Annotated in this window: 23 protein-coding genes; 12 read left to right on the top strand and 11 right to left on the bottom strand. The window is 49.9% G+C overall.

Annotated features, from left to right (window positions below):
• Nucleotides 1–338: 338 nt before the first annotated feature.
• The 4 genes from G4V39_RS03885 to G4V39_RS03870 all read right to left on the bottom strand — a co-directional run bounded on the left by G4V39_RS03885 (nt 339) and on the right by G4V39_RS03870 (nt 3,694).
• A complete protein-coding gene (locus tag G4V39_RS03885) occupies nt 339–764 on the bottom strand; it encodes a hypothetical protein (RefSeq protein WP_166031687.1) in 426 nt (141 codons plus the stop codon).
• Between the two features lie 365 nt (nt 765–1,129).
• Nucleotides 1,130–2,074: a hypothetical protein gene (locus tag G4V39_RS03880; RefSeq protein ID WP_166031686.1), complete on the bottom strand. Its 945-nt coding sequence runs from the start codon at nt 2,072–2,074 to the stop codon at nt 1,130–1,132.
• A gap of 10 nt (nt 2,075–2,084) precedes the next feature.
• Nucleotides 2,085–2,888: a hypothetical protein gene (locus tag G4V39_RS03875; RefSeq protein WP_166031685.1), complete on the bottom strand. Its 804-nt coding sequence runs from the start codon at nt 2,886–2,888 to the stop codon at nt 2,085–2,087.
• 80 nt (nt 2,889–2,968) lie between these two features.
• On the bottom strand, nt 2,969–3,694 hold the full coding sequence (locus G4V39_RS03870; protein ID WP_166031684.1) for a hypothetical protein: 726 nt from the start codon (nt 3,692–3,694) through the stop codon (nt 2,969–2,971).
• 568 nt (nt 3,695–4,262) lie between these two features.
• Between G4V39_RS03870 and G4V39_RS03865 the strand changes: the two genes are divergently transcribed.
• The 4 genes from G4V39_RS03865 (at nt 4,263) to G4V39_RS03850 (ending at nt 7,528) form a co-directional block, all read left to right on the top strand.
• A complete protein-coding gene (locus G4V39_RS03865) occupies nt 4,263–4,679 on the top strand; it encodes a site-specific integrase (protein WP_166031683.1) in 417 nt (138 codons plus the stop codon).
• 223 nt (nt 4,680–4,902) lie between these two features.
• Entirely contained in the window at nt 4,903–5,526 is a 624-nt protein-coding gene (locus G4V39_RS03860) for a Smr/MutS family protein (RefSeq protein WP_166031682.1), read from the top strand.
• Nucleotides 5,523–6,638 (top strand): dTMP kinase, encoded by a 1,116-nt coding sequence (tmk, locus tag G4V39_RS03855; RefSeq protein ID WP_166031681.1) that lies wholly within the window; start codon nt 5,523–5,525, stop codon nt 6,636–6,638. The genes G4V39_RS03860 and tmk overlap by 4 nt, the downstream gene beginning before the upstream one ends.
• Nucleotides 6,635–7,528 carry a complex I NDUFA9 subunit family protein gene (locus tag G4V39_RS03850; RefSeq protein WP_166031680.1) on the top strand — a complete coding sequence of 298 codons (894 nt, stop codon included), beginning with the start codon at nt 6,635–6,637 and terminating at the stop codon, nt 7,526–7,528. Before tmk ends, G4V39_RS03850 begins: the two co-directional genes overlap by 4 nt.
• Before the next feature lie 5 nt (nt 7,529–7,533).
• Here the strand turns inward: G4V39_RS03850 and G4V39_RS03845 are convergent, their stop codons facing one another.
• Entirely contained in the window at nt 7,534–7,836 is a 303-nt protein-coding gene (locus tag G4V39_RS03845) for a hypothetical protein (RefSeq protein WP_166031679.1), read from the bottom strand.
• Between the two features lie 38 nt (nt 7,837–7,874).
• Nucleotides 7,875–9,023, bottom strand: coding sequence for a radical SAM family heme chaperone HemW (hemW, locus tag G4V39_RS03840; protein ID WP_210412173.1), 1,149 nt, complete (start codon nt 9,021–9,023; stop codon nt 7,875–7,877).
• Between hemW and G4V39_RS03835 the strand changes: the two genes are divergently transcribed.
• Nucleotides 9,022–9,237: a SlyX family protein gene (locus G4V39_RS03835; RefSeq protein ID WP_166031677.1), complete on the top strand. Its 216-nt coding sequence runs from the start codon at nt 9,022–9,024 to the stop codon at nt 9,235–9,237. The genes hemW and G4V39_RS03835 overlap by 2 nt on opposite strands.
• Here the strand turns inward: G4V39_RS03835 and ptsP are convergent.
• Entirely contained in the window at nt 9,234–11,009 is a 1,776-nt protein-coding gene (gene ptsP / locus G4V39_RS03830) for a phosphoenolpyruvate--protein phosphotransferase (protein ID WP_166031676.1), read from the bottom strand. The two genes, G4V39_RS03835 and ptsP, sit on opposite strands and share 4 nt — an antisense overlap.
• Nucleotides 11,009–11,278, bottom strand: coding sequence for an HPr family phosphocarrier protein (locus G4V39_RS03825; protein WP_166031675.1), 270 nt, complete (start codon nt 11,276–11,278; stop codon nt 11,009–11,011). The genes ptsP and G4V39_RS03825 overlap by 1 nt, the downstream gene beginning before the upstream one ends.
• A 207-nt stretch (nt 11,279–11,485) precedes the next feature.
• Here G4V39_RS03825 and G4V39_RS03820 point away from each other — a divergent pair, with 207 nt between their 5' ends.
• Genes G4V39_RS03820 through G4V39_RS03800 form a run of 5 tightly spaced genes read left to right on the top strand, consistent with a single transcriptional unit; the run spans nt 11,486 to nt 17,948 of the window.
• Nucleotides 11,486–12,259 carry an MlaE family ABC transporter permease gene (locus G4V39_RS03820; protein ID WP_166031674.1) on the top strand — a complete coding sequence of 258 codons (774 nt, stop codon included), beginning with the start codon at nt 11,486–11,488 and terminating at the stop codon, nt 12,257–12,259.
• A gap of 4 nt (nt 12,260–12,263) precedes the next feature.
• The gene (locus G4V39_RS03815) at nt 12,264–13,010 is read left to right on the top strand and encodes an ABC transporter ATP-binding protein (protein WP_166031673.1); all 747 of its coding nucleotides are present in this window, start codon (nt 12,264–12,266) and stop codon (nt 13,008–13,010) included.
• Nucleotides 13,007–14,068, top strand: a complete 1,062-nt coding sequence (locus tag G4V39_RS03810) for an MlaD family protein (protein WP_166031672.1) — start codon at nt 13,007–13,009, stop codon at nt 14,066–14,068. Before G4V39_RS03815 ends, G4V39_RS03810 begins: the two co-directional genes overlap by 4 nt.
• A 2-nt stretch (nt 14,069–14,070) precedes the next feature.
• Entirely contained in the window at nt 14,071–15,471 is a 1,401-nt protein-coding gene (locus G4V39_RS03805; RefSeq protein ID WP_166031671.1) for a hypothetical protein, read from the top strand.
• Nucleotides 15,472–15,479: 8 nt separating this feature from the next.
• Entirely contained in the window at nt 15,480–17,948 is a 2,469-nt protein-coding gene (locus tag G4V39_RS03800; RefSeq protein ID WP_166031670.1) for a TIGR03960 family B12-binding radical SAM protein, read from the top strand.
• On the opposite strand, the gene G4V39_RS03795 is transcribed toward G4V39_RS03800, so the two are convergent.
• Nucleotides 17,929–18,294, bottom strand: coding sequence for an FmdB family zinc ribbon protein (locus G4V39_RS03795; protein WP_166031669.1), 366 nt, complete (start codon nt 18,292–18,294; stop codon nt 17,929–17,931). The genes G4V39_RS03800 and G4V39_RS03795 overlap by 20 nt on opposite strands.
• A gap of 38 nt (nt 18,295–18,332) precedes the next feature.
• A complete protein-coding gene (gene pyk / locus G4V39_RS03790; RefSeq protein WP_166031668.1) occupies nt 18,333–19,787 on the bottom strand; it encodes a pyruvate kinase in 1,455 nt (484 codons plus the stop codon).
• 89 nt (nt 19,788–19,876) lie between these two features.
• On the opposite strand from pyk, the gene G4V39_RS03785 reads away from it, so the two are divergent.
• Complete coding sequence (locus G4V39_RS03785) at nt 19,877–20,740, top strand: DUF481 domain-containing protein (protein WP_166031667.1); 864 nt, start codon at nt 19,877–19,879, stop codon at nt 20,738–20,740.
• Between the two features lie 39 nt (nt 20,741–20,779).
• Nucleotides 20,780–21,550, top strand: a complete 771-nt coding sequence (locus G4V39_RS03780) for a DUF3786 domain-containing protein (protein WP_166031666.1) — start codon at nt 20,780–20,782, stop codon at nt 21,548–21,550.
• Here G4V39_RS03780 and xth read toward each other — a convergent pair.
• Nucleotides 21,547–22,326, bottom strand: a complete 780-nt coding sequence (xth, locus tag G4V39_RS03775; RefSeq protein WP_210412172.1) for an exodeoxyribonuclease III — start codon at nt 22,324–22,326, stop codon at nt 21,547–21,549. The genes G4V39_RS03780 and xth overlap by 4 nt on opposite strands.
• Nucleotides 22,327–22,417: the final 91 nt, after the last annotated feature.

Raw genomic sequence — 22,417 nt, 5'->3', positions numbered from 1 at the left:
CCTATTTTAATGTTGTGTCATCTATTTGATGCCCCCAGTAATAAATTTTCCAAGATTTAGCATTGGTCTGTTAAATCTGTACTCAATTGAAGAAATTGTTCCCAACATTTCACCAACTTCTCTAGCCATATGGCTACTCGATGTTCGTAGATTTATAATTCTTGCAATATCTCCATAGTTTATAATGTCGTTTGACTTAGCAGTTTGTATTAACTTACAATATGTCTCAAAAAAAACTCTTTAATTCCCAAGTAGTTCCAGAATTTTACCATTTTTGCCCCCCTAGTGCTAATGTCAAAAGGCCTAGCTATAAGATCATCTACATGATAATTACCTATTTAATATTTGTTGTTTTTTTTATAAGTTTTGATTTTTTGAAATTTATACTCAAAAGGCAACATTATAGCAAACTCGATAATTTTATCTCCAAAGAATTTTTCATCTTCGTGTTTATTTACATAAGAATAAAAAACATACGCTTGTTTTTCATAAATATTTTCAGAGTCCTTTTTATGAGTATGAAGAATCTTCTTAGCAACTTCAATTACATCAAATTCTTCTGATTTATGTGTAGTAATGTGTAATAAATATGCATTTATAAGTTTATCAGAAAAATAGTAAAGTCTATTCAAAATAGCAGCCTTAGATGCAAATTGTAATTGTCTATTTAATTTCCCTAATTCATTCTCTTTTGCATCTAAATCGGCCTTCAATGTGGAAATTTGATTAATGATCTGCTGTTTTTCAAACCGAAGTTGCTGCATATTTTTCGCTAATATATTTTTTCCTTTTTGACTTTATTTAAACTATATGTAACTTCTTTTATTGACTTAATTAATTTTTCTTTTTCGCCTCGCAACTTTTGAAGTTCTAGTTCCTTCTCAAATACAGGATGAATGGTGTGAAAATATGCCCAAATACCAAATACCAAATAGCACACCAATTACAGTACAGATCTTATGGATAATATCAATGAGACTATCGTTTTTATTCGTTATTCTTAAATTAAATCTCATCCTAACGCTTAAACTCAGCGGCGGGCTATATAGCCCGTCCGTTGAAATGAATTGTTAGGATTTTTAACTTTTTCTGGCCCTAAAAATCTAAATTCTGCAAACAAGCTCCCTTTTTATTTGACTATTTTGACACCATTAGTTCGGATTAATTTACCATTTATATATAAATTTAAATGTCTATCACAGCATAATTTTTCAGAACCTTTATTAATAGCAACTTGCAACATCCGAATTCCATAATTATCTTTCAAAGATAAAACTTTAATAAGTTCCCAACAAAGATCAGAAATAGCTACAAATCGATCCTGATCTTCTTGTGCAACTGCATTATGAATTTCATGAGCTAAAAAGAAAAACAGGTTTTCATAATATTTATTTGCAATTATTTGATTAAGCTTATGTTTAAAAAAGTTACCTTCCAACTTTCTTTCTTGAACAATCTCAGAATTTGTAATAATTTTAGGTGGAAAAATCACAACATTTATTCCGGCATTTTTTCTATCAATATTTTCCTGGTCCAATTCAATCCAAGATTTGAGAATTCTTTTATATTGAGACAATATTTCCTTTTTATCAATATCTGGTATCTTTATCTTCAAAATAGGGCGATCTAATAATATTTTAACTTCCTTTTTATCTTCTTCCTGTTCAACAAAATTTCCTTCTTTTGAAGGAGAAAAACTAAAAATTAGTCTTTTAATATCTTCTTCGGGAAAGAATTTTGCTAATTGTAATGTTTGGTAAAGTTCTATTATTCCTTCATATTTATTTACTACACAAATGATAAAGGGATATTTTTGAGACAAAATCCACTTTACGCTTTCTTCTGGTTCATGTATTATATCATTTTTGTTGCTTTTAACTTGTACGACAAAATAATTTTCTATCAATAATCGTTTCCCAACTTCTTCTCCAATAGCACAATATAAGTCAATTCCGGCATCTTCTGGTCTTGGTACTGGAATTGCGATTCCAAAAGCAGATAACACATACTGAGCTAAATATTCTGACCTTGCTCCCTGGTGAAAATGATGTGCAATAGATCCTATTTGTCCCACAATTTTCCTCCTAACGCTCAAACTCAGCGGCCCGCTGTATAGCGTGTCCGCTGAAGCGGTTTGTTAGAAGTATCTTTTTTATTTCTAGAAGAGCACCTAAACTTATCCGAATAATTTTTGTACGATACGCTTCATATAACCATTTTGTTATTGTAATTGTTAATACTGCCAAAAATAAAAGAATAGATATGGAGCCTGAAAACAATGAAGCTTGTTTGCCTAGATAAATGGTTACAGAAGAACCAATCAAAAGAAATAAACTGCCAATTTCTGTTTCTTTTTTATATAAATCAAAGTCCAATTTTATTTCGTTGTACAAAATATCAATCATTTCAAGATTAATATCTTTCCACCATTCAAAAGTAAAAAGTAATGTTGAAGCAATATTTACCTTCTCTTCTATTTCTTTAAGATCATAAGTTACAGAACGACAATAAAATAAAAATAAACTTGCTATTATTACTAACATATTAAAAAATAATAATGTATTTGTCAACGATATTTCTAGATAAGCTCCTATAATTGCAATTAGAATTAACAAAGCAAACCATATTGTTACAATAGAACTAAAATCGTCTAAAATTGGTTTTAACATTCCGTTTAATGTAACACTTAAAGGAATTTTTATTCTTCCTCTGTTTTTAAGTTGATATAAAACAGAATTCCACTTTTTCGGAGCAAAAGCACATTCAGATGCTAAATATATAAGTATTTTTTTCGATACTTCATCTATAATTCTTTTGCGAATAAAAGCAAAATAGCCTGGTATTACAAAAAGGACTATCAATAAAAGTCCACTAATAGCCTTGTTCATTATTCTAACGTCCAAGCTCACCGGCGGCAATGGAGCGCAGCGGAATTGCCGTCCGGTGCAGCGCCTTGTTAGACGACAACTTAAGATTTCTTTTTCTTAACCTTGTTGAGCAAATACTGTGCATACGATGTTACTATATGAAGCCGAAATAGAGATTCATCGTAGTCACTAATTCCTGCATGTGCGCCACTTTCATGAAGTATCGCCCATATCGAACGTCCTAAATTCCATTCTTTGTCATCTAGTAAGTTACCCCGCAAATCAGTTAATGCAGCGTTTGGATCAGACCGAAGCTGTCCACTCTGGGATTTCCCGAGTTGAATTAAAAAGTCCTCCATGAATGATCTTAGTTGTCCATTACAGGCCTCCCACCGTCCAGCTACAAATGATTCATAGCATTGATCATAATGTCGCCTTGCTACATCAAACCCAAACTCATCTATTCTTGCCTCCAATGTTGTAATTTCTCGGCCAAGAGTAGCGGGGGATGGTGTAGTGGGTATCAATTTTGAACCATCCCATTCGAAACCATCTATTTTTAGTGAAAATGCTAAAGGAGATTCCGAGTCAATAAATGTATGTCTAAACACATATTCAATGATCCGTAAGATTGCTTCTTCAGCTTCTTCTTCAGGCCTCAATTGTTCCGCTAAACGTATAAGACTACCGGCTAATTCCTTAAGTGTGGTACCACTAATTTCATTTTCAATATTGATTTCGTATGCTAGAGTCCTAATGTCCTCTTTTGCCTGAACATTTGCCAATGAACGAGAAAGTTCAGCAAGTGTTCGTCGTGAAAATCGCATGTGTATTTTTCTCCGTCTAACATCTCTTTTAATTAGATGACTTTCCTTACAAAAGGAACAATATTAAATTTTTTTAACACATTCATTATTAGCTCGTAAGCAAAATTCTTAGGTTACCCGATATTTTGCTACTATAAATTAGTATAAATCTCAAATACACTTTAAAAGCTCCTTTTAATTTTTGTTTTTCGAGAAAGTCTTTCATAAGTTATTTGTCTTTTGTTTGGCAAAACGCTGATGTCTAATATAAGCCCAAGAAGTCCTGTTGGTTGAGAAATCATGAAAGAACCAAAACAGAATATGAAAAAGTCCGCGCGGTTCTTGAAGAAAATAGGGGAGCGGGAAAAGACCATCCCCTTCATGATGCGGTGGGTTACATAGCTGTTACAGGAAAACAATCTATCCCCCGGAGAGACTGTCTTTTACCAGCGAAAAAGGACCTTCTCGCAAAATTAGCGCAAAAATTTTAGTCATGGCAAGTGAAATGGGCCGACCGAGCCATAAGGACCTAGAATTATTTTCTAAATCGGTCGAAAGGCGGGAAGGGTTTAAATGAGGCGGAGGCTTCTTGGCAAGAATTGCTCGAAAAGCCCCAAAAAGTCTTCCGGCGGAGGCACACTATTCTTACCGAACGGAAAAGACTTATCTAGGCTGGGTGCGCCGTTTTGGGGAGTTCACCGAATTTAAGCCCCCGGAAGCCCTTACCGGAGAAGACTTTCAGGACTTTCTCACCCATCTTGCCGTGGAAAGACACGTGGCGCCCTCCACACAGAATCAGGCCCTAAACGCCCTGGTTTTCTTCTTAAAAGGGCTTGAGCGGGAAGTAGGTCCCTACATTGAGGCCGTCAAGGCCAGGGAGAGACGGAGGCTTCCGGTAGTCCTCACCAGGGAAGAGATCCAAAGAAGTGCTTTTGAGCTAAAAGAGCCTTACTATTCTATGCCGTACCGCGCTCACGCGCACGCGAAGCAAAAAGTAAAGAAGTAGAAGTACTAAAAAGTACAAAAACGGGGGCACTTCACTATTGTGCTGGGTGCCGTGAAGAGGTGTAAAATCTGGAGAGAGCTTTTAGGGCTTTGCAGAAGATTTCTGGGGGGTATCTAGCCTGGTGGCTAGTTGACTAAATCGACTTTTTTACCTTAAATCCTGACAAAGGCCCCCGGGTGAGATTATGTCAGAAAAAAAGCCTCTTTTTTCTCCTTTCTCGGCCTTGAAGGATTTGGTGGATAAAGATTCTCTGCCCTCTTTGGACCGCCTTCTTCCAGAACCGGCTCGAGATGAGGCTGAAGATGAGGCCTGCTTTAAGGCCGCCATGGCCGGGGTAAAGCCGCTTTCGGGGCACCGGCGGATTGTGGGCTGGCCCTTTGGCAGCTCTCTGGCTCTGAAAAGAAAGGATGATTCTTGCAAAGAGCTTAACCTTTCAGATGTTTCCCTCAGGGTGGAGGATCTTCCAGAATATATGGAGGAGCTGGTTTGTGGCACCAACCCCCTTATTCTTACTTATCTTCGGGAGGGTTTGGTTTCTCCTCAGCGGCATCTTGATCTCCATGGCCTCTCGGTAGATCAAGCCCAGGCGGCTCTGGAGACATTCCTTCGGGAGTCCGTGGCGGCCGGATGCCATTGTATCCTCATTATCCACGGCCGTGGCCTCTCTTCTCCTCGAGGACCTGTTCTGAAGGGTCTGGTTCAAAGGTGGCTCAGCCGAAGTTTCTGGCGTCGTTATGTCGTGGCCTTTGCTAGTGCTCCTCCTTATGACGGTGGTCCTGGGGCCACCTATGTGCTTTTGAGGCAAAGGCCCGCGGGAAAGAAACACCGGCGGCGGAGGAGACGTTGAGACTGCCCCGCCATGGCCTCCGTCGAGTCTTTCTGTTGGGACGCCCCCGTTCTGGAAAGACCACGGTTATAAAATCCTTCCTGCACCTTTATCCGGGCAGACTCTGGGGGTTTTATACCGAAGAGGTCTGTGAGTCGGGGAGACGGTTAGGATTTGATGTTGTCACCACGGAGGGGCAGCGAGTTCCTTTGGCCCGCCGGGGGGCTCCGGGGCCCAAGGTTGGCCCCTATGGAGTCGATATCTCTGCCCTCAACGAGGTAGTCGCTCCCCTTTTAAGACAAGCTCCAGTCAAAGCCCTTTTGGTAATTGATGAACTAGGGAAGATGGAGCTTAAAAGTCGGGAGTTCATCGGGGCGGTAGAGGCTATTTTGGCCTCTAACCGCCCCTTGCTTGCCACTTTGGGGCAGGGCAGGCTCTCCCTTCTTAAGGCCTGGCGTCAACTTCCGCAGAGCCTTTACCTGCTGGTAGATGAGTTCACTCGAGATGGGCTTCCCCAAAGGCTGGTGGCCGAGTTTGAGCGGCCAGGAGTCCTGGTGGCCCTGGAGGGAATAGATGGTTCTGGTAAAACTACTTTGGCCCGGGCCCTGGCGGAACATCTGATCGCCAGAGGGAAGGATGTTGTTCTCACTCAAGAGCCTACCACCGGAATATATGGTCAGAAGCTTAGACAACTCCTGGGCGAGGGCAGGGCTTCGGCGGAGGAGCTGCTTTTTCTTTTCCTCAAAGATCGCCAAGAACATGTGAAAGAGACCATCCTGCCGGCCCTTTGGGCCGGAAAGATAGTTATTACCGACCGTTACTACTTTTCTACCTTGGCCTATCAGGGGGCCCAGGGATTCAGCCTTGAAGACCTGACCCTCATCAACCAGGCCATCGCCCCCTGTCCGGATTTGGTCTTTGTCCTTCACCTGCCTTTAGAAAAGGTTCCCTTAAGAATAAGGCACCGGCAACGCCTGGAGAGCTTTGAAAAAGATCAGGGCTTTCTCCATCAGGTGGAAAGAATCTTTTCTCGAATAAAAGGTGACTATATTGTTCACTTAGCGGCTAGCCAATCACCAGATGAGCTTTTGGCCCGGGTGCTGGCAGAGCTAAAAGCAGGAGGAATTCTGTGAAAGTCTTCGTGACCGGGGGTACAGGATTTGTCGGCCGGACCCTTCTTAGAATCCTAAAAAGCTCTGGACATCAAGCGGTGGCTCTAGTCCGAGCTGGTTCAGAGGCTAAAGTGCCTCCAGGGGTGGAGATCGTCTCTGGAGACGTTCTGGAGGATTCGTCCGTTTTGGCCCTTAAGATGGCCGGGTGCCAAGCCGTGATTCATCTGGTGGGTATCATCCGGGAATTTCCCCGAAAAGGGATCACCTTTGAAAGACTGCACCCTCAGGCTACCAGAAATATTGTAGCTGCTGCCAAGGAAGCCGGTATTCAGAGGTATCTTCACATGGCCTCCCTGGGGACAAGGCCTGGAGCCACTTCGGCCTATCATCAAAGTAAATGGGCTGCGGAAGAGATAGTAAGAGACTCCGGGCTTGACTGGACCATTTTTCGCCCCTCGGTAATCTTCGGGCCAGAAGATTCTTTTGTCAATCTTTTGGCTGATCTGATCCGCAAAAGTCCCTTTTTGCCGGTTATTGGCGATGGGAACTATCGACTTCAGCCGGTAGCCGTGGAGGTGGTGGCCCAGGCCTTTGTTAAGGCCCTTAATCTGCCCGAGACAATAGGTAAAACCTTTGAAGTCTGTGGCCCAAGCCCTCTTACCTACAACGAAATCGTCAGGGCTGTGGCCCAAGCCCTTTCTCGGCGAGTGGTCCTCATCCATTTACCTGTATCCCTGATGCGCCTTGCGGCCTCCCTTCTGGGAGGCTTTGCCTTTTTCCCCCTGACAACGGATCAGATAACCATGCTCCTTGAGGAGAATGTCTGCCAGAATACGGAGGTTTTCTATCAGACCTTTGACCTTCCTAGGGTGGATTTCCGGGAGGGAATCGCCCGCTACCTTGGCAAATAACCGCGTTACTCGGAGTCAAACTCTACGGAATTGTCTCGGATGATCTCTTTTACATTTTCCAGGGTGTAGAGAACATCATGGACGGTGGCCTGAGGGAATTCTTCACAGAATTCATCGATGGTCATCAGGATGCGTTCGGTGAGATCCTCAAATTGCTCAACGGTGAGGCTCTGAGCTGGTTCTTCAGAAAGGAGTTTATCGAGATCTATCCCGTGGAAGCGGAGCAACTCTTCCTTGATCTGCTCCAGGCGGCGCACACGGCCTCGACGCGCCCTTTCTTTATCCGTGATAGAGACGACCTTGGACATACCCTAAATGTAGCCCCTTATCTTCTAGAGGACAAGGGCTAGACCAGATAGGCCCCGACCTCATCAGCCAACAATCTACCTTGTTTGGTGAGCCGCAACCGGCCCCTTTTGATCTCAATGAGCCCTGCGGCCATTAGATGTTCCAGCTCCGTTTTATAATAGTGGATCGGATCTATCCCAAAACGGCCTTTAAGTTCCGAAATGGATATTCCCTTAATCAACCTTAACCCCAGGACTGTAGTCTCCCGAAAAGTGGCCTCGAGGTCGAGACGCTCTTCTATCCTCGGTGGAGAATGCCCAGAGGCCAGATAATGGAGGTAAAGGGGGAGCTTGGGGTTCTGGCTTCTTGTTCCTTTAAGGTAGGAGACCGCCCAAGCTCCAAGCCCAAGATAAGGGCGGTTTTCCCAATAGATGAGGTTGTGTCGACACTCTCGCCCTTTTAGGGCATAGTTTGATATCTCATAGCGCTTGAACCCCCCTGAAGTTAGGATCTCTTCCACCAGCAGGTGAAAAAAAGTCAGCGACTCCTCCCCCAGGGGCTGAATCCGGCCTTCTTTTACCCAGCTGGCGAATAAAGTTCCTTCTTCGATGGTCAGCTCATAACAAGAAATATGCTCAGGGTTGAGCCCTAATAGCTCATGAAGTTCGGCCTCCAGGTCTTGGGGGCGTTGGCCTGGCCAGCCAAAGATTATGTCCACGGAGATATTTGTAAACCCTGCTAGGCGGGCAGCTTCTATGGCCATCAGGGCCTGCCTGCGTCCGTGGTGACGACGGAGGATCTCAAGACCCCGGGCTGAAAGGCTCTGGATGCCCAGACTGATGCGATTGACCCCCAAAGACCGGATTCCCTTAAGCCAGATATCATCAATGGTTTCCGGGTTGGCCTCCAGGGTGATTTCCGCCTTCGGGGTCAATGCCGGCCCAAGGGAGTCAATGATGAGGGCTATCTGCCGAAGGGAAAGAAGGCTGGGAGTCCCTCCGCCCAGATAAAGCGAGTGAAACTGTAGCCCCTCGGTCTCCGGGCGCCTTAGTTCCCATTCCTTAAGGAGTGCCTGAACATATTCGTCTAAATTTATAGAGGCCTCCTTTAGGGGCAGACTATAAAAGTCGCAGTATGGACACTTGTGGCGACAGAAGGGGATGTGTATATAGATTCCAGCCTTTTGTGAGGGGGGGGCTTGAGGCATGGTTCCAGATAAAAAGCTCATGGAGCAACTCAAAAAAAAGGTTCAGGAGGAGCTGGCCGCCAGGGAGATCCAGGTTACCGAGTTCTGGCTAGAAGAGCTTAATAAGATCTACGCCAAACGCAACTTAACCCTTGACGCCTTGAGAGAGGAAATCCGTCGGCTTATGGAGAAGATGAAAACCCGTGTTCGAACCATTAAGGCCGGACGCCTCTAGGCGGCCACCTTCTCTAGGAGGTCGGCAAAACTCTCCGGTAATATCTTGGGGAGACGCTGAAGGAGCAGTTCTTTAATCGCCTCGGGGGTGGCCAGCTTTAGTATCTCTCTAGCGAGCTCCTGGCATTCAGAAACCTTAAGGCAACGGATTAGTTTTTTGACCCGGGGAATAGAAAGAGCGTTCATGGAGAGCTCATCAAGGCCAAGTCCGAGGAGTAAGGGAACATAGAGCAGCTCACCGGCCATCTCTCCACACATCCCTACCTCGATACCGGCCTCATGACCCACCTCTGTTACCTGTTTAATCATCCTCAGGATTCCCGGATGAAGTGGTTCATATAAGTGAGCGACATGTTCGTTGACCCGGTCAATGGCCAGGCTGTACTGAATAAGATCATTGGTACCGATGCTGAAAAAATCCACTTCCTGGGCCAGGATGTCGGCAATGGCCACGGCTGTGGGGACTTCTATCATCGCCCCTATGGGGATGGAGGGGATATTTATGCCTTCGCTTCGGAGTTCCTCAATAACCTCGGCCAGCAGAGCTTTGGCCTCTAAAAGCTCCTGGAGGCCAGAGACCATGGGGAACATAATCCGAAGCCGGCCATAGAGGCTGGCCCGCAGGATGGCTCGCAACTGGCTACGGAAAATCTCCGGTTCTTTAAGGCAGAGTCTTATAGACCTTAGGCCAAGGGCCGGGTTGGTCTCTCGAGGATGATGGATCCCTCGGGCCAGTTTGTCGCCCCCGATGTCCAGGGTGCGAATGGTAACCGGAAAGGGGGCCAGCCTTTCCACCACCTCCCGATAGACTTGATAGAGCTCTTCCTCCCCAGGCGGGGTGCTCCGGTTGAGATAGAGAAATTCGGTTCGGAAAAGACCTACTCCCTCGGCTCCGTGCTCCAGAATTACCGGAACTTCTTCCAGGAGCTCGATGTTGGCTTTGACCTTGATCTGGTGTCCATCAAGGGTTTCTGCCGGCAGATGGGCCGCCCGGACAATCTCCAGTCGAAAGCGTTCAAACTCATCCCGCAGACCTTCATAGCGGGCAATCTCTTCTTGGGTAGGCTCGATGATCACCAGCCCTTCGAGACCATCGACAATGACAAAACTACCGCTGGAGACCAGATCAGTTATTTTTTCTAGGCCGACTACGGCCGGTATACCCAGGGATCTGGCAACAATGGCCGTGTGGGATGTCCGGCTACCCATGTTGGTGAGAAGGGCCAGGACTCGATTGGGCCTCATCTGGATGGTATCCGCCGGAGATAAATCGTGGGCGACCACAATGGCCTGATTGGGTATGGCGGCGGGATCAGCCGGTCTGGTCCCCGTCAAGATACCGAGGATGCGGTCTACTACGTGCTGGACATCTTGGAAGCGGTTGCGGAGATATTCATCCTCAATGTTGCTAAATGCCCGCTCGATTTCCCTCAGGGCCATTACCAGGGCCCACTCGGCGTTGACCTTCTCCTGTCGGATGAAGGAGATAGTCCGTTCAATAAGCAGAGGGTCATTGAGAATAAGAAGATGGGCATCTATTATGGAAGACTGCCCCAGAATTTCGTCGGGAATCTTATTTTTTATGGCCTTAAGCTCGCTTAAGGCCTGGGAGACCGCCCCTCTTAGTCGGGCCACTTCGAGTTCTATCTCTTCTGGGCGCAGGAGTGGGCGCTGGGTGACTTTTATCCTTCCCCGATCAATGAGGAAGACCTCACCAATGGCAATCCCCGGTGAGGCCCCGATGCCCTTGAGTTTGATGCTCTCTTGTTTCATTATTCTTCACCGAACTTTTCTTTGACCAGTTTAAGTATGGCCTCTATGGCCTCTTCGGCATCTGGCCCCTTGGCTACTACCTCTAAGTTTGTTCCCGGAGGGCAGGCCAGAGTGAGTATATCGAGTACACTCTTGGCATCGGCCATCTGGCCGGCCCGGACAAGGAACACCTGGGCCTTATAAGCACAGGCTAGCTTGGCCAGCTTGGCTGCCGGTCGAGCATGGAGTCCCAGTTTATTGTTGATAACGAAGGAGGCCCGGAATTCCATCTCCCATTGTTTTCAAGATTCTGAGAACCAATACGATAATCTTCAAAAAGCTTCTTTTAAAGCGAAACGCTACGGCCAGATGCCCTGGCAGATTTGGTGATTTATTTAACTAGTTTAAATTACCATTGACTGTACTGGCGGCAATAGGTAACCAATCTTAATATTTTTAGCCAGGTAAAATACCCCGAATCCTATTATGCAAGGGGAATGCCAGTGAACATTGTTGCCCGAGTGGGAGATTTCTGTATCAAGCTGGTTGAACATCTGGGCGGAATGGCCCTGATGTTGGTCCAGGGCCTTCTTTTGACCTTTTCTCCCCCGCTTAGGGTCAAGAATTTCTTCAAACAAATGGAGTTTATTGGGGTTAACTCCATTCTGGTGGTGGTTTTAACGGCCCTTTTTTCGGGTATGGTTCTGGCCCTGCAGGGCTACTATGGCTTTCGCAAATTTGGAGGCGAAAGCCTCCTCGGGGCCACGGTGGCTCTTTCTCTTACTCGAGAGCTGGGGCCGGTTCTCACCAGTCTTATGGTTACTGCCCGGGCCGGTTCGGCCATTGCCGCAGAAATAGGCACCATGAGGGTTACCGAGCAGATCGATGCCTTAGAATCCATGGCGGTGAATCCCCTACATTACTTGGTTACTCCGAGGCTGTGGGCCGGTTTTTTAATGGTTCCTCTGCTTACGGTGGTGGCCAATGTGGTGGGAATTGCCGGCGGTTACTTGATCGGCGTTGTTCTCCTTAACATTGACCCCGGGGTCTTTATTAATAAGATGGTTGAGCTGGTGGAGCTTAGTGATATTACAAATGGCCTCTACAAGGCGGTGGTCTTCGGAGGGCTTCTGGCCCTGGTCGGCTGTTACAAGGGCTACCACGCTCGGGGCGGGGCTGAGGGAGTGGGTAAGGCCACCACTGAGGCCGTGGTTATCTCTTCGGTGGGGATCCTTATTTTAGACTACATCCTCACCTCTCTCCTTTTTTAGGCTGATGATTAAGATCATTGATCTCCATAAGTCCTTTGGGGCCCAAGAGGTTTTACGGGGGGTTAATCTGGAGATCCCCAAGGGGAAGATTACCTTCATCATGGGGCAGAGCGGGCAGGGGAAAAGTGTCCTTCTTAAACATATCATTGGCCTTATAAGGCCGGATTCGGGCCAGATTTTGGTAGACGGCCTAGATATAACCGGCCTTTCCCTCAAAGAACTTTACAGAGTGCGGAAGCGTTTCGGTATGCTTTTCCAGGATGCCGCCCTCTTTGACTCCATGACCGTGGCTGAGAACGTGGCCTTTCCCCTGAGGGAGCATACCCGGCTCTCCGAGACGGAGATCGCGAAAAAAGTAGAGGAAAAGCTGGCCCTGGTGGGGCTTCTTGAGGCGGCGGATAAGCTTCCTTCAGAGCTCTCTGGCGGAATGAGGAAGCGAGCCGGTCTGGCCAGGGCCCTGGCCCTTGATCCGGAAATCATTCTCTTTGATGAACCCACTACCGGGCTTGATCCCATCATGACGGCCTCCATTAACCGGCTTATCAAGGAGAGCCAGCAACGACATCAGCTCACCTGTGTGGTTATCAGCCACGATATCCCCAGCGCCCTTACCATTGCCGACAAGATTGCCATGCTTCACCAGGGGGTTATCATCGAAGAAGGGGATCCGGAAAGTATCAAGAGTTCCTCCCATCCCTTTGTCAGACGCTTCTTTGAGGGGGTGGCCGAGGAAGAAGGAGGGATATCATGAGAGGTTCGGGCTGTGGTGCCGAGATAAAAGTGGGCATCTTCGTTCTCATTGCCCTTTTACTGCTGGGATATTTGAGCCTTAAACTGGGCGAGGAGACTATTTCCCCCAAAAAGGGCTACGAGCTTCGGGCCCTCTTTGATGACGTCTCTGGTTTGGTTAAGGGAGCCAGGGTGGAGATGGCTGGAGTGGAAATCGGCCGGGTTAAGGAGATCCGTCTCAAGGACTCTAAGGCCGAGGTGCTGATGAACATCTACTCTGGCGTCAAGATTCATCGGGATGCTACGGCCATGGTCCGGACTAAGGGGGCCCTGGGGGATAAGTATGTTCAGATCATGCCTGGTAGCTCTGAGGCCCCTGTCCTGGCCCCCGGTGATCTCATCGCCAAGACCACCTCTACCAAGGACTTAGATCAGATACTTACCCAGGTGGCTCCAGCCATAGATGATATCCGGGCTATCACGGCCGGTCTCAGAGAGCTTTTGGGTAGTGAGGAGGGGAAGAACAACCTCAAGGAGCTGGTGCTCAACCTCAAAGAGGCCTCGGCCTCTTTTAAGCTTATGGGAGAAAAGATTACCCAAGGGGAGGGGACTTTAGGCAAGCTCATTGTGGACGACGAGCTCTACCAGAAGGCCAATAAATTGATGACCCGGCTGGACAACGTGGCGGCCAAGATTGAATCTGGCCAGGGGACCTTGGGCAAGCTTCTAACAGATGAGGAGCTCTACAATCAGACCAAGGAGACCTTCTCCAGCCTTCAGGAGGCGGCCCAGACCATTCAGGATCTGGCGGCCAAGATTGAATCCGGCCAGGGGACCTTGGGTAAACTGGTCAGCGATGATTCCCTTTACAACGAAGCCAATGAGCTAGTTAAAAACCTCAACCAGATTGCCAAAAACCTTAAGGCCGGCCAGGGGACTTTGGGCAAGCTCCTCACGGATGATTCCCTCTACTATGAGGCCAAGAAGACCATGCGCAATATAAACAAGGCCAGCGCTAATCTCCAAGAACAGATTCCCGTGACCATTCTCGGTACCCTGGTGGGGACGGCGGTGAGATAGTAGTGCGAGGTGTTCTCCTAGGACTCCTAGCCTTTTTATTCCTGTTTCCTCGCTTCCTCTGGGCAGGGGGGCTGGAAAGGATTAACCTCTCTCCCTTTTATTTCCATCAAAAGAATCCAGAAACCGGGGTCGAGGAGACGGAGATTTTAGGACCCTTTTGGTATTCCTTTCGCACCAGGGAAGCCTCGGGGTGGGCCTTAAGGCCCCTGGCCTCCTTCTGGAGGCTTCCCCAGAGGAAGGAATTTCAGTTCCTTTATCCTCTTGGTAGGTACTGGAAAAGCCCCGATCGTCACCGTTTCGTTCTCATCCCCTTGTTTGCTACGGATCTAGATCTGGAGGGTGAGGAGAACCCACCCCGGCATCGATCTTATTTTCCCATATTTTGGGGGCAAGACGCCAAGGGGCGTAGCTACTGGGGGGTCTTCCCCTTTTATGGACGGATGTATTCCCGGGCGGGGAAAGATGAAATCCTCTTTATCCTCTGGCCCCTTTATACCCGTTCGGTAGATGAGGGAAACATCACCACTACCTGGCTGTGGCCCTTCTTTGGCAAGACTGAGGGGCCCACCGAGAAAGGACGTCGTCTTTGGCCCCTTTACGGCTACTATGCCCGGGAGGGAGAATACGAAAAGAGTTTTTTCCTCTGGCCCTTTTTCTTTTTTGAAAGGACAGACCTCTATGAGAAGGTTCCCAGTGAGCGGCAGATGTTTTTCCCCTTTTATATTCGGGAGCGCACGGCTAACACCAGGACAACCATTCTCCTGTGGCCCTTTTTTAATCGCTATCAGGACTTAAGTACCGGCTACCGCCAATGGGATATTCCTTGGCCTTTTTTCCAGTATGCTGAGGGTCCGGAAAGAAGCAGCCGACGTCTCTGGCCCCTTATTGGTCGGACAGAGACCGAAGAAAGCAGCAGTTATTTCTTTCTCTGGCCCCTTTACACCTATTATTTCGTAGAGGATGAGACCGGGGGTAAGGAGATCAGGCGCTTTTTGCTCTTCTCCCGCTTCCATCGCCAGTGGGATGATTACGGCCACTTTGTGCGGACGAGCAATCGGCTCTGGCCTCTCTTCCGCTATGAGCGTCAAGCCAGCGGTCTGGAGTATTTGTATTTTCCTGCCCTGTTCCCTTTTGATGACGAAGGGTTTGAGCGCAACTGGGGTCCGTTTTTCAGGCTCTTTGAGTGGATTAAGGATCCTCGGGGCTACAGCCGGACCAAGATCCTTTGGGGAATTATTCGTTACGAAAGCGGTCCTGGCTGGAGCCTCTCTGAGCTCTCCTTTCTCCTTCGCCTGGAGAAACGCCCTCAGGGCGGGGGGCTTTCTCTGCTCTCGGGCCTTTTTGAGATCAAAAAGGACAGAGGCCGTCTCCACTTGAAACTTTTTTATCTTCCGGTTTTTTAGTTTTTCCCATGGACGATCTTTTGCCTCTCATCCGTCGGCCCAGCCGCTATCTGGGCACTGAAGTCAACTCCTGGCATAAACCCTGGGATGAGGCCAGGGTGCGTTTTTGTCTGGTTTTCCCCGACCTTTATGAACTGGGGATGTCCCATCTAGGAAGCCAAATTCTTTATCTTATTCTCAACAGCCGTCGAGACTGGCTGGCTGATCGGGCCTATTGTCCGGACAGAGACCTGGAAGCTCTCTTGCTTGAGCGGGGTCGTCCTCTGGTTTCTTGGGAGCATCGTCGCCCCCTGGTGGACTTTGACGTTCTGGGTATAAGTCTTCCCTACGAACTGTGCTACAGCAATATCCTCACCATTCTTTCTTTGGCTGGTCTTCCCTTTCGTTCGCAGGAAAGGCCGAAGCCTTTCCCCCTCATCCTTGGCGGAGGATCAGCGGCGGTTAATCCAGAGCCGGTCGCCCCCTTTTATGACGCCATCATCATCGGGGACGCTGAAGAAGCTATCCTGGAGGTGGCCGAGGTCTGTGGCCGCTTGAAGCGTGAGGGAGGGGAGAAAGCCGATCTTCTCCGGGCCCTCTCGGATATAGAAGGCCTCTATGTGCCGGATCACTTCCAGCCCCTCTATGATAAAGATGGAAGATTCAGGGGGATGAGGTCTCGGCTTAAGGCCAAGGTGAGACGACGCATTGTGGCTGATCTGGATGCCGTTCCCTACCCCTACCGACCACTGGTGCCCTTTGCCGAAACAGCCCACGATCGTCTGGCCATTGAGGTCTCCAGGGGGTGCACCCGGGGCTGCCGCTTCTGTCAGGCCGGGGTTACCTATCGGCCGGTGAGGGAAAGATCTCCCAAACGGGTGCTGGAGCTTATCCAGGAGGGGCTTGAGGCCACTGGCTGGGACGAAGTCTCTCTCCTTTCTCTCTCCACCGGAGACTACAGTTGCCTTGAGCCTCTGGTGGAATACCTCATGGCCGTTTACTGCCCCCGACGGGTGGCTATCTCTTTGCCCTCTCTTCGGGTAGGCACCCTGACTCTGGCCATCATGGAGGAGATCCGCCGGGTCCGTAAGACTGGTTTTACCCTGGCCCCTGAGGCCGGAAGCCAGAGGCTGCGTCAGGTAATCAATAAGGATATCCGGGAGGAAGATCTTCTGGCCTGTGCTGAGGCGGCCTTCCGTCTGGGGTGGGGGCACATCAAGCTTTATTTCATGGTCGGGCTTCCCTCTGAAACGGAGGAAGACGTCAAGGAGATAATCCGTCTGGCCCGGGAGGTTCGGAAGATGGCCCCCTCCGGTCGGGGAGGGCAGGTCACGGTGAGTGTGGCCACTTTTGTCCCCAAACCCCATACCCCGTTTCAGTGGGAGGCCCAGCTTCTTCCAGACGAAGCCACCTTTAGGCTTGGGATCCTCAAGCAGGCCCTTCGGGGGCGGGGTTTTCGGGTTAAGTGGCACCAGCCTGAGATGAGCCTCCTTGAAGGGGTTTTCTCTCGCGGGGATCGCTCTCTGGCCTCCCTTATTGAAGAGGCCTGGCGTTTGGGAGCCCGCCTTGATGGCTGGAGTGATCACTTCCGTCTTTCTCTTTGGCAAAAAGCTGCTCAAAGGGTGGGAATTAACCTTGAGGGTTATCTTTCCGCCAGGTCCCTTGAGGCCCCCCTTGCCTGGGAGCATCTGGATATGGGAGTTAGCCAGGAGTTTCTGCGTCAGGAGCGCCGGCTGGCCCTTGAAGCCCAGTTTAGTCCGGACTGCCGCTTCAGTCGCTGTCTTAAGTGCGGAGTTTGTGGAAAGAAGGTGGCCTTGAGCCTTAAGAAGGACTGTAAGCTTCCTCCTCCACCGCCTCCGCCCTCCCAGCCTGAGGGCCGTTTCGCCTATCTGGTGGCCTACAGCAAGGATGGTCCAGCCCGTTTTTTGAGCCAGCTTGAGCTTATGCGGGTCGTTCATCGGGCTCTCAGGCGGGCCGGCCTCCCCCTTTCCTTCAGTCAGGGCTTCCATCCCCTGCCTAGAGTCTCCTTTCCCCGGGCCTTACCGGTAGGAGTGGCCAGCGAAAGGGAACATTTCGTTGTTGAACTTGTCCGCCCTTTGCCGGAGGAAGAGATAAAGCGGCGCCTTTCGGCTACCATGCCCGCCGGCATCGGCCTCCTGGCTGTCCAGCCCTGGCAGGTAGGCCGTGAGCCTCCCCATGAGGCAAAGATGACTTTCGTGGTGGAGCTTCCGGCCCCTCAGGATCTCTCCGAGATCGTCAATAACTTTAAGGCCCGAGAGAGCTGGCCTTTTTCCCGGCTGCGAAAAGGTAAGAAAAAGACGATTGATCTTAAGGACTATGTCCTTGCCCTTGAAGCTCTCTCTCCCCAGGGCCTCACCATTACCCTTCGCACTCCAGAGCAGGGAGGGGTGCGGATAGATGAGGCCCTTTCGGCAATTTTGGGGCTTGAGGCCAGGGAGATTCTGGCCTCAAGGGTGGTTAAGACTTCTTCTTGGTGATCACGGCTGCCGGTTTTGAGACCAGGTAGCCTCCCCGAGGCTGTTGCTGGAGGCGATCCGAAAGACGTTTTATGGAGTCGGTGCGCACGTGTTCCTGGGCCTCCTTGAGAAAACGTCGGGCCTCAGCGACTTTTCCGTCCCGGAGGTATTCTCCAGCCCTCCTCAGGATGCTTGTTTCTCGTTGTCTGACGGAAGCCCCCCGGTCAATGACGGCTCCCGGGGCGGAGATCAGTTTTTCTACCCGCCCTGATTGACAGAGAGGACAGACAGGGGGTGAATCCCCTAGGCGCTGCAAGGTCTCAAAGACTTCCCCGCACTCCAGACAGCAAAACTCATATATGGGCATTCTGGTCCCTCCCCTGGCCTCTTTTTATCTTGAACTTTTCAGCTCTCTGAGAGGGTTTCAAGCTCCTTGTGGGTCAAGTCTAATATTTCCAGGCGATGGGGGGCCTGAGGGTGATCCGGTGATGGCCCCTGGACAATAACGGCGTATCCCCGACGGAATCCGGCCCTCTGGGCCCAGCTTTGGGCCAGGCGGCGCCAGCTTTGGGGACGAGAGGTTACCTGAATGGCCAGGACGCCGTAGCTAAACTGAAGTTGACGGCAGGTAGCCAGCGAGGGGGTAAAGGCGGCTATCCAGACTGGAAGCCTGAACCGGGCCACCCGCCGGGCGGTGGCTCCGCTTTCGGTGGGGGTGATGACCAGGCTGGCCGGGAGGCGGTTTACAGTAAGGTAGATATCCAGGGCAATGATGTCCTCCACGGCAACCTTTTTGCCCACAGGAGGCTCAAAGTGCTCCCTCCACAGTGGGAGCCTATTTGAAGCCGCCTCGGCGGCCCTGGCGATTCGGGCCATCATGGCTACTGCTTCCACCGGGTAGTTTCCGGTAGCCGTCTCCTCTGATAACATCAGGCAGTCCGTGCCATCCAGGATAGCATTAGTTACGTCGGTTACTTCAGCCCTGGTGGGGCGACTGTTTTCGGTCATGGACTCCAGCATCTGGGTGGCGGTGATTACCGGCTTGGCTGCCTGGTTGGCCAGGTGGATTAATCTCTTCTGGACCACGGCAATCTCCTCAATGGGCATCTCTACCCCTAGATCACCCCGGGCCACCATAATACCGTCAGCCACTGAGAGGATGGAGGCTATGTTTTTTACCGCCGCGGCCCGTTCTATTTTGGCAATGATGAAGGGCTGATAACCCAGATCTTGGGCAAATTGGCGTACCTGTTGGATGTCTTCTGGCTTTTCGACAAAGGAGACGCTGATGGCCTCAACGGCTTCTTTTAGGGCAAAAGATAGGAGCTCCAGGTCCTGTTGGGTAACAGCACTTATGCCCAGATCCACTCCGGGAATGTTTATTCCCTTGTGGGAGCGAAGAGATCCACCGACAACGACCCGGCAGTGGACTTCCGCCCCTTGGACTTTTTCCACCCGCAGCTGGACAAAGCCGTCGTTTAAGAAGATGGTCTTTCCCGGACGAACGACCCGGGGAAGTTCGGCGAAATCTACCGGAATGACTTTCCTGTAGCCGGTTGCCGGGCCGGTGCTGAGAATAACCTCTTCTCCTTTTTCCAGTTGAAGTGGTTCCTTTGCCAGGCGTCCGATTCGAAGCTTGGGGCCGGGAAGATCGGCCATAATGGTCACCTCTCCTCCCGCAGCCCGGGCGGCCTCCCGAATCCTTTGGATGGTCCTCCGATGACTTTCTTTATCTCCGTGGGCCAGGTTGATACGGGCGATATTCATCCCCTCGCGAATCATCTTCTTGATGGTCTTTACAGAATCTGAAGCCGGGCCTATGGTGGCCACTATCTTGGTTTTCTGACGGGGAAGTTTCATTCCCTCTTTCTCCTTGGCAAAACTTGGTAGCCTTCTTTAGAAAGCATAATCCTAAAGGCCAAATGTGGCCAAATGATTACGGAGGAAAGATGATCCTGATTCTTATCGTGGGCCTGTTGTTTTTGGGGGTGGCTCCTGCCGCAGGGGTTGAGCTTCATCTCAAAAATGGAGATCGCCTGACGGGTGAAATCCTCAAAGAGGAATCGGGGGTAGTCATCCTGGCCACCCCCTACGGAACTCTCCGGATTCCCAAGGAGGATATCCTGCCGGCCAAGTCTTTACCCCCGGCCGCTTCACCTAAAGAACCCTGGAGGATTAGAGTTTCTGTGGGCCTTGAGCATGATTCAGGGAACACAGATTATCAAAGCTATCGGGCCATGGTGGCGGCGAAAAAGAAGTGGCCCCGGGGGCGTCTGGAGACAGATGTTTTCTATGAATACGCCCTCTCTGAAGGGGCGACAGACAAGGATAGGCTCCGGGGAGATTTCTTTTATGATTATTCTTTGGCCCCTCGGCTCTCCTTCTTTACCAAAGATCTCTTTGAGGTGGACAAGGAGGCCGATCTTGACCTCAGACTCCAGGGAGGAACAGGCCTTAGCTACTATCTTTACGGTCCTGATGAAAGCCATCTCCAACTCCTGTTTGGACTCAGCTTTGACTATGAGGACTACCGACGAAAAGGGGCCTATCTGGTCACCAGAGCCCTTTTAGGGCTCAAGGGGGCTAAACGACTGGCCCAGCTAAACCTTGAGGCTGAGGCCACCTATCAACCCAAATTTAGCCAGCCAGAGGACTATCAGTTTGAAGGCAAGGTCCGCCTGGGGCTGCCTCTTCTCAAAAACCTCCAGTTCTCCCTGCGTCTGGAAGATCTCTATCGTAGTCGGGTTCCTGAGGGGACAGAGAAGAACGATCTCAAAATCCTATCTACCCTGGACTGGCTTTTTGAATGGTGATTCTTGACAGGCCCTGGGAAAAGACGGTCTATTTTTAAAATGCCTACGGCCTTAGAGATATTCAAAGCCTTGCCCCGCACCAATTGCGGCCAGTGTGGTTTCCCTACCTGTTTGGCCTTTGCCACCGCTCTGGCCTCGGGAGCCACTTTGCCAGAGAGGTGCCCCTTCTTTGAGGTGAGCCGGTTTCCAGAATTGGCCTCGACCAGGGAGCCCCACGACCAGGTCCTGGCCATTCTGGAGCATGTCCGGGCTGAAGTGGCCCGCCTTGACCTCTCACAGGTGGCTCCTCTGGTTGGAGGGGAGATGAAGGAAGGCTGGCTTTGTCTTTCCTATCTGGGAGAAGAGGTCTGCCTGGGCAGGGAAGCTGTCCGGGTTTCCTCCGGTCTGGAGCTTGACCCCCGGGATCAGATCCTTCTCTACAATTATCTTCGTTTTGCCCGGGGAACGCCCCTCTCGCATCATTTCGTGGGCCTTGAGGCCTTCCCCAACTCGGTGGCAAAAGTAGCCACCCTTAAGCGCTATGCCGAAGATCTCCTGGCCCAAAGATTTGCCGGGGCTCCCGGGGTTCTTAAAAAGGCCCTTCGGGCCCTGGGGGCTAGAGACTGGCCTGAGGGGCAAGCTGATATCTCCGCCATCCTTCCGGCCCTTCCCCGGGTGCCTCTGGTGATTCTCTTCTGGGATGAAGATCAGGAAGAGGGATTCTCTGCTCAGGTCAAAATTCTCTTTGATCAGGTGGCCCTCGATTACCTTGACCTTGAGTCCCTGGTCTTTCTGGCCGAAAGGGCCGCCGAGAGGTTGACTGGTTCTTAACGGAAAACGGCCACCAGGGGAGTGTGGTCTGATGGCCTCTTCCAGGCCCGGGGCTCTTTATCGACGAAACAGTCGATCAGCCTCTCTGCCAGGGGTGAGGTGATCCAGATATGATCAAGTCGCATCCCCCGGTTGGCTTTGAAGGCCTGGAACTGATAGTCCCACCAGGTAAAGATCCCCTCTTCGGGATGTTTGAGCCTTAAGGCATCAATGAGCCCCCAATCCTTTAACGTGGCGATGGCCGAACGCTCTCGGGGGTGAAAACATATCTGACCCGCCAGGAGCTCTGGATCATAAACATCCTTTTCCTCCGGGGCGACGTTAAAATCTCCGGCCAAGACCAGAGGCTCTTGGGGGCTGTGTTTTTCTTCCAGGTACTCCCTTAGGCGATAGATGAACTCCAGCTTGTAAAGAAAATAATCTGAACCCACTTTGCCTCCGTTGGGAATATAGACAGAGATGACCCTTATCCCCAAGACAGTAGCGGCGATTATTCTTTCGGCGGCCTCTGGATCTTCGGTTTGGGGGAAGCCAACCACAACATCACCGGGCTCTTCGCGGCTGATAATGGCCACCCCGTTTCTTCCTTTACCGCCGGCATGGGCGGCAAAGTAGCCGGCTCTTTTTAAATCCTCAAAGGGAAAGTCTTGGTCTTCTACTTTGGTCTCCTGAAGACAGACTATCTCCGGCCTTTGGACCTCAAGCCACCGGAGAAGATGATCTTTGCGCATACGAACGGAATTTACGTTCCATGTGGCCAGCTTTATCCCCGCCATACCTCCTCCTTGGCTAGATATTAGATAGATTTATTTCGTAGGTCAAAAGAAACTTATAAAAATTCTTTACAAATATTCATTTTAAGAGTAA

The sequence above is a fragment of the Thermosulfuriphilus ammonigenes genome, assembly GCF_011207455.1.
Taxonomy (GTDB): Bacteria; Desulfobacterota; Thermodesulfobacteria; order Thermodesulfobacteriales; family ST65; genus Thermosulfuriphilus; species Thermosulfuriphilus ammonigenes.
Note: the sequence above shows the minus strand (reverse complement) of the source record. Positions and strands in the feature narration are given on the sequence as shown.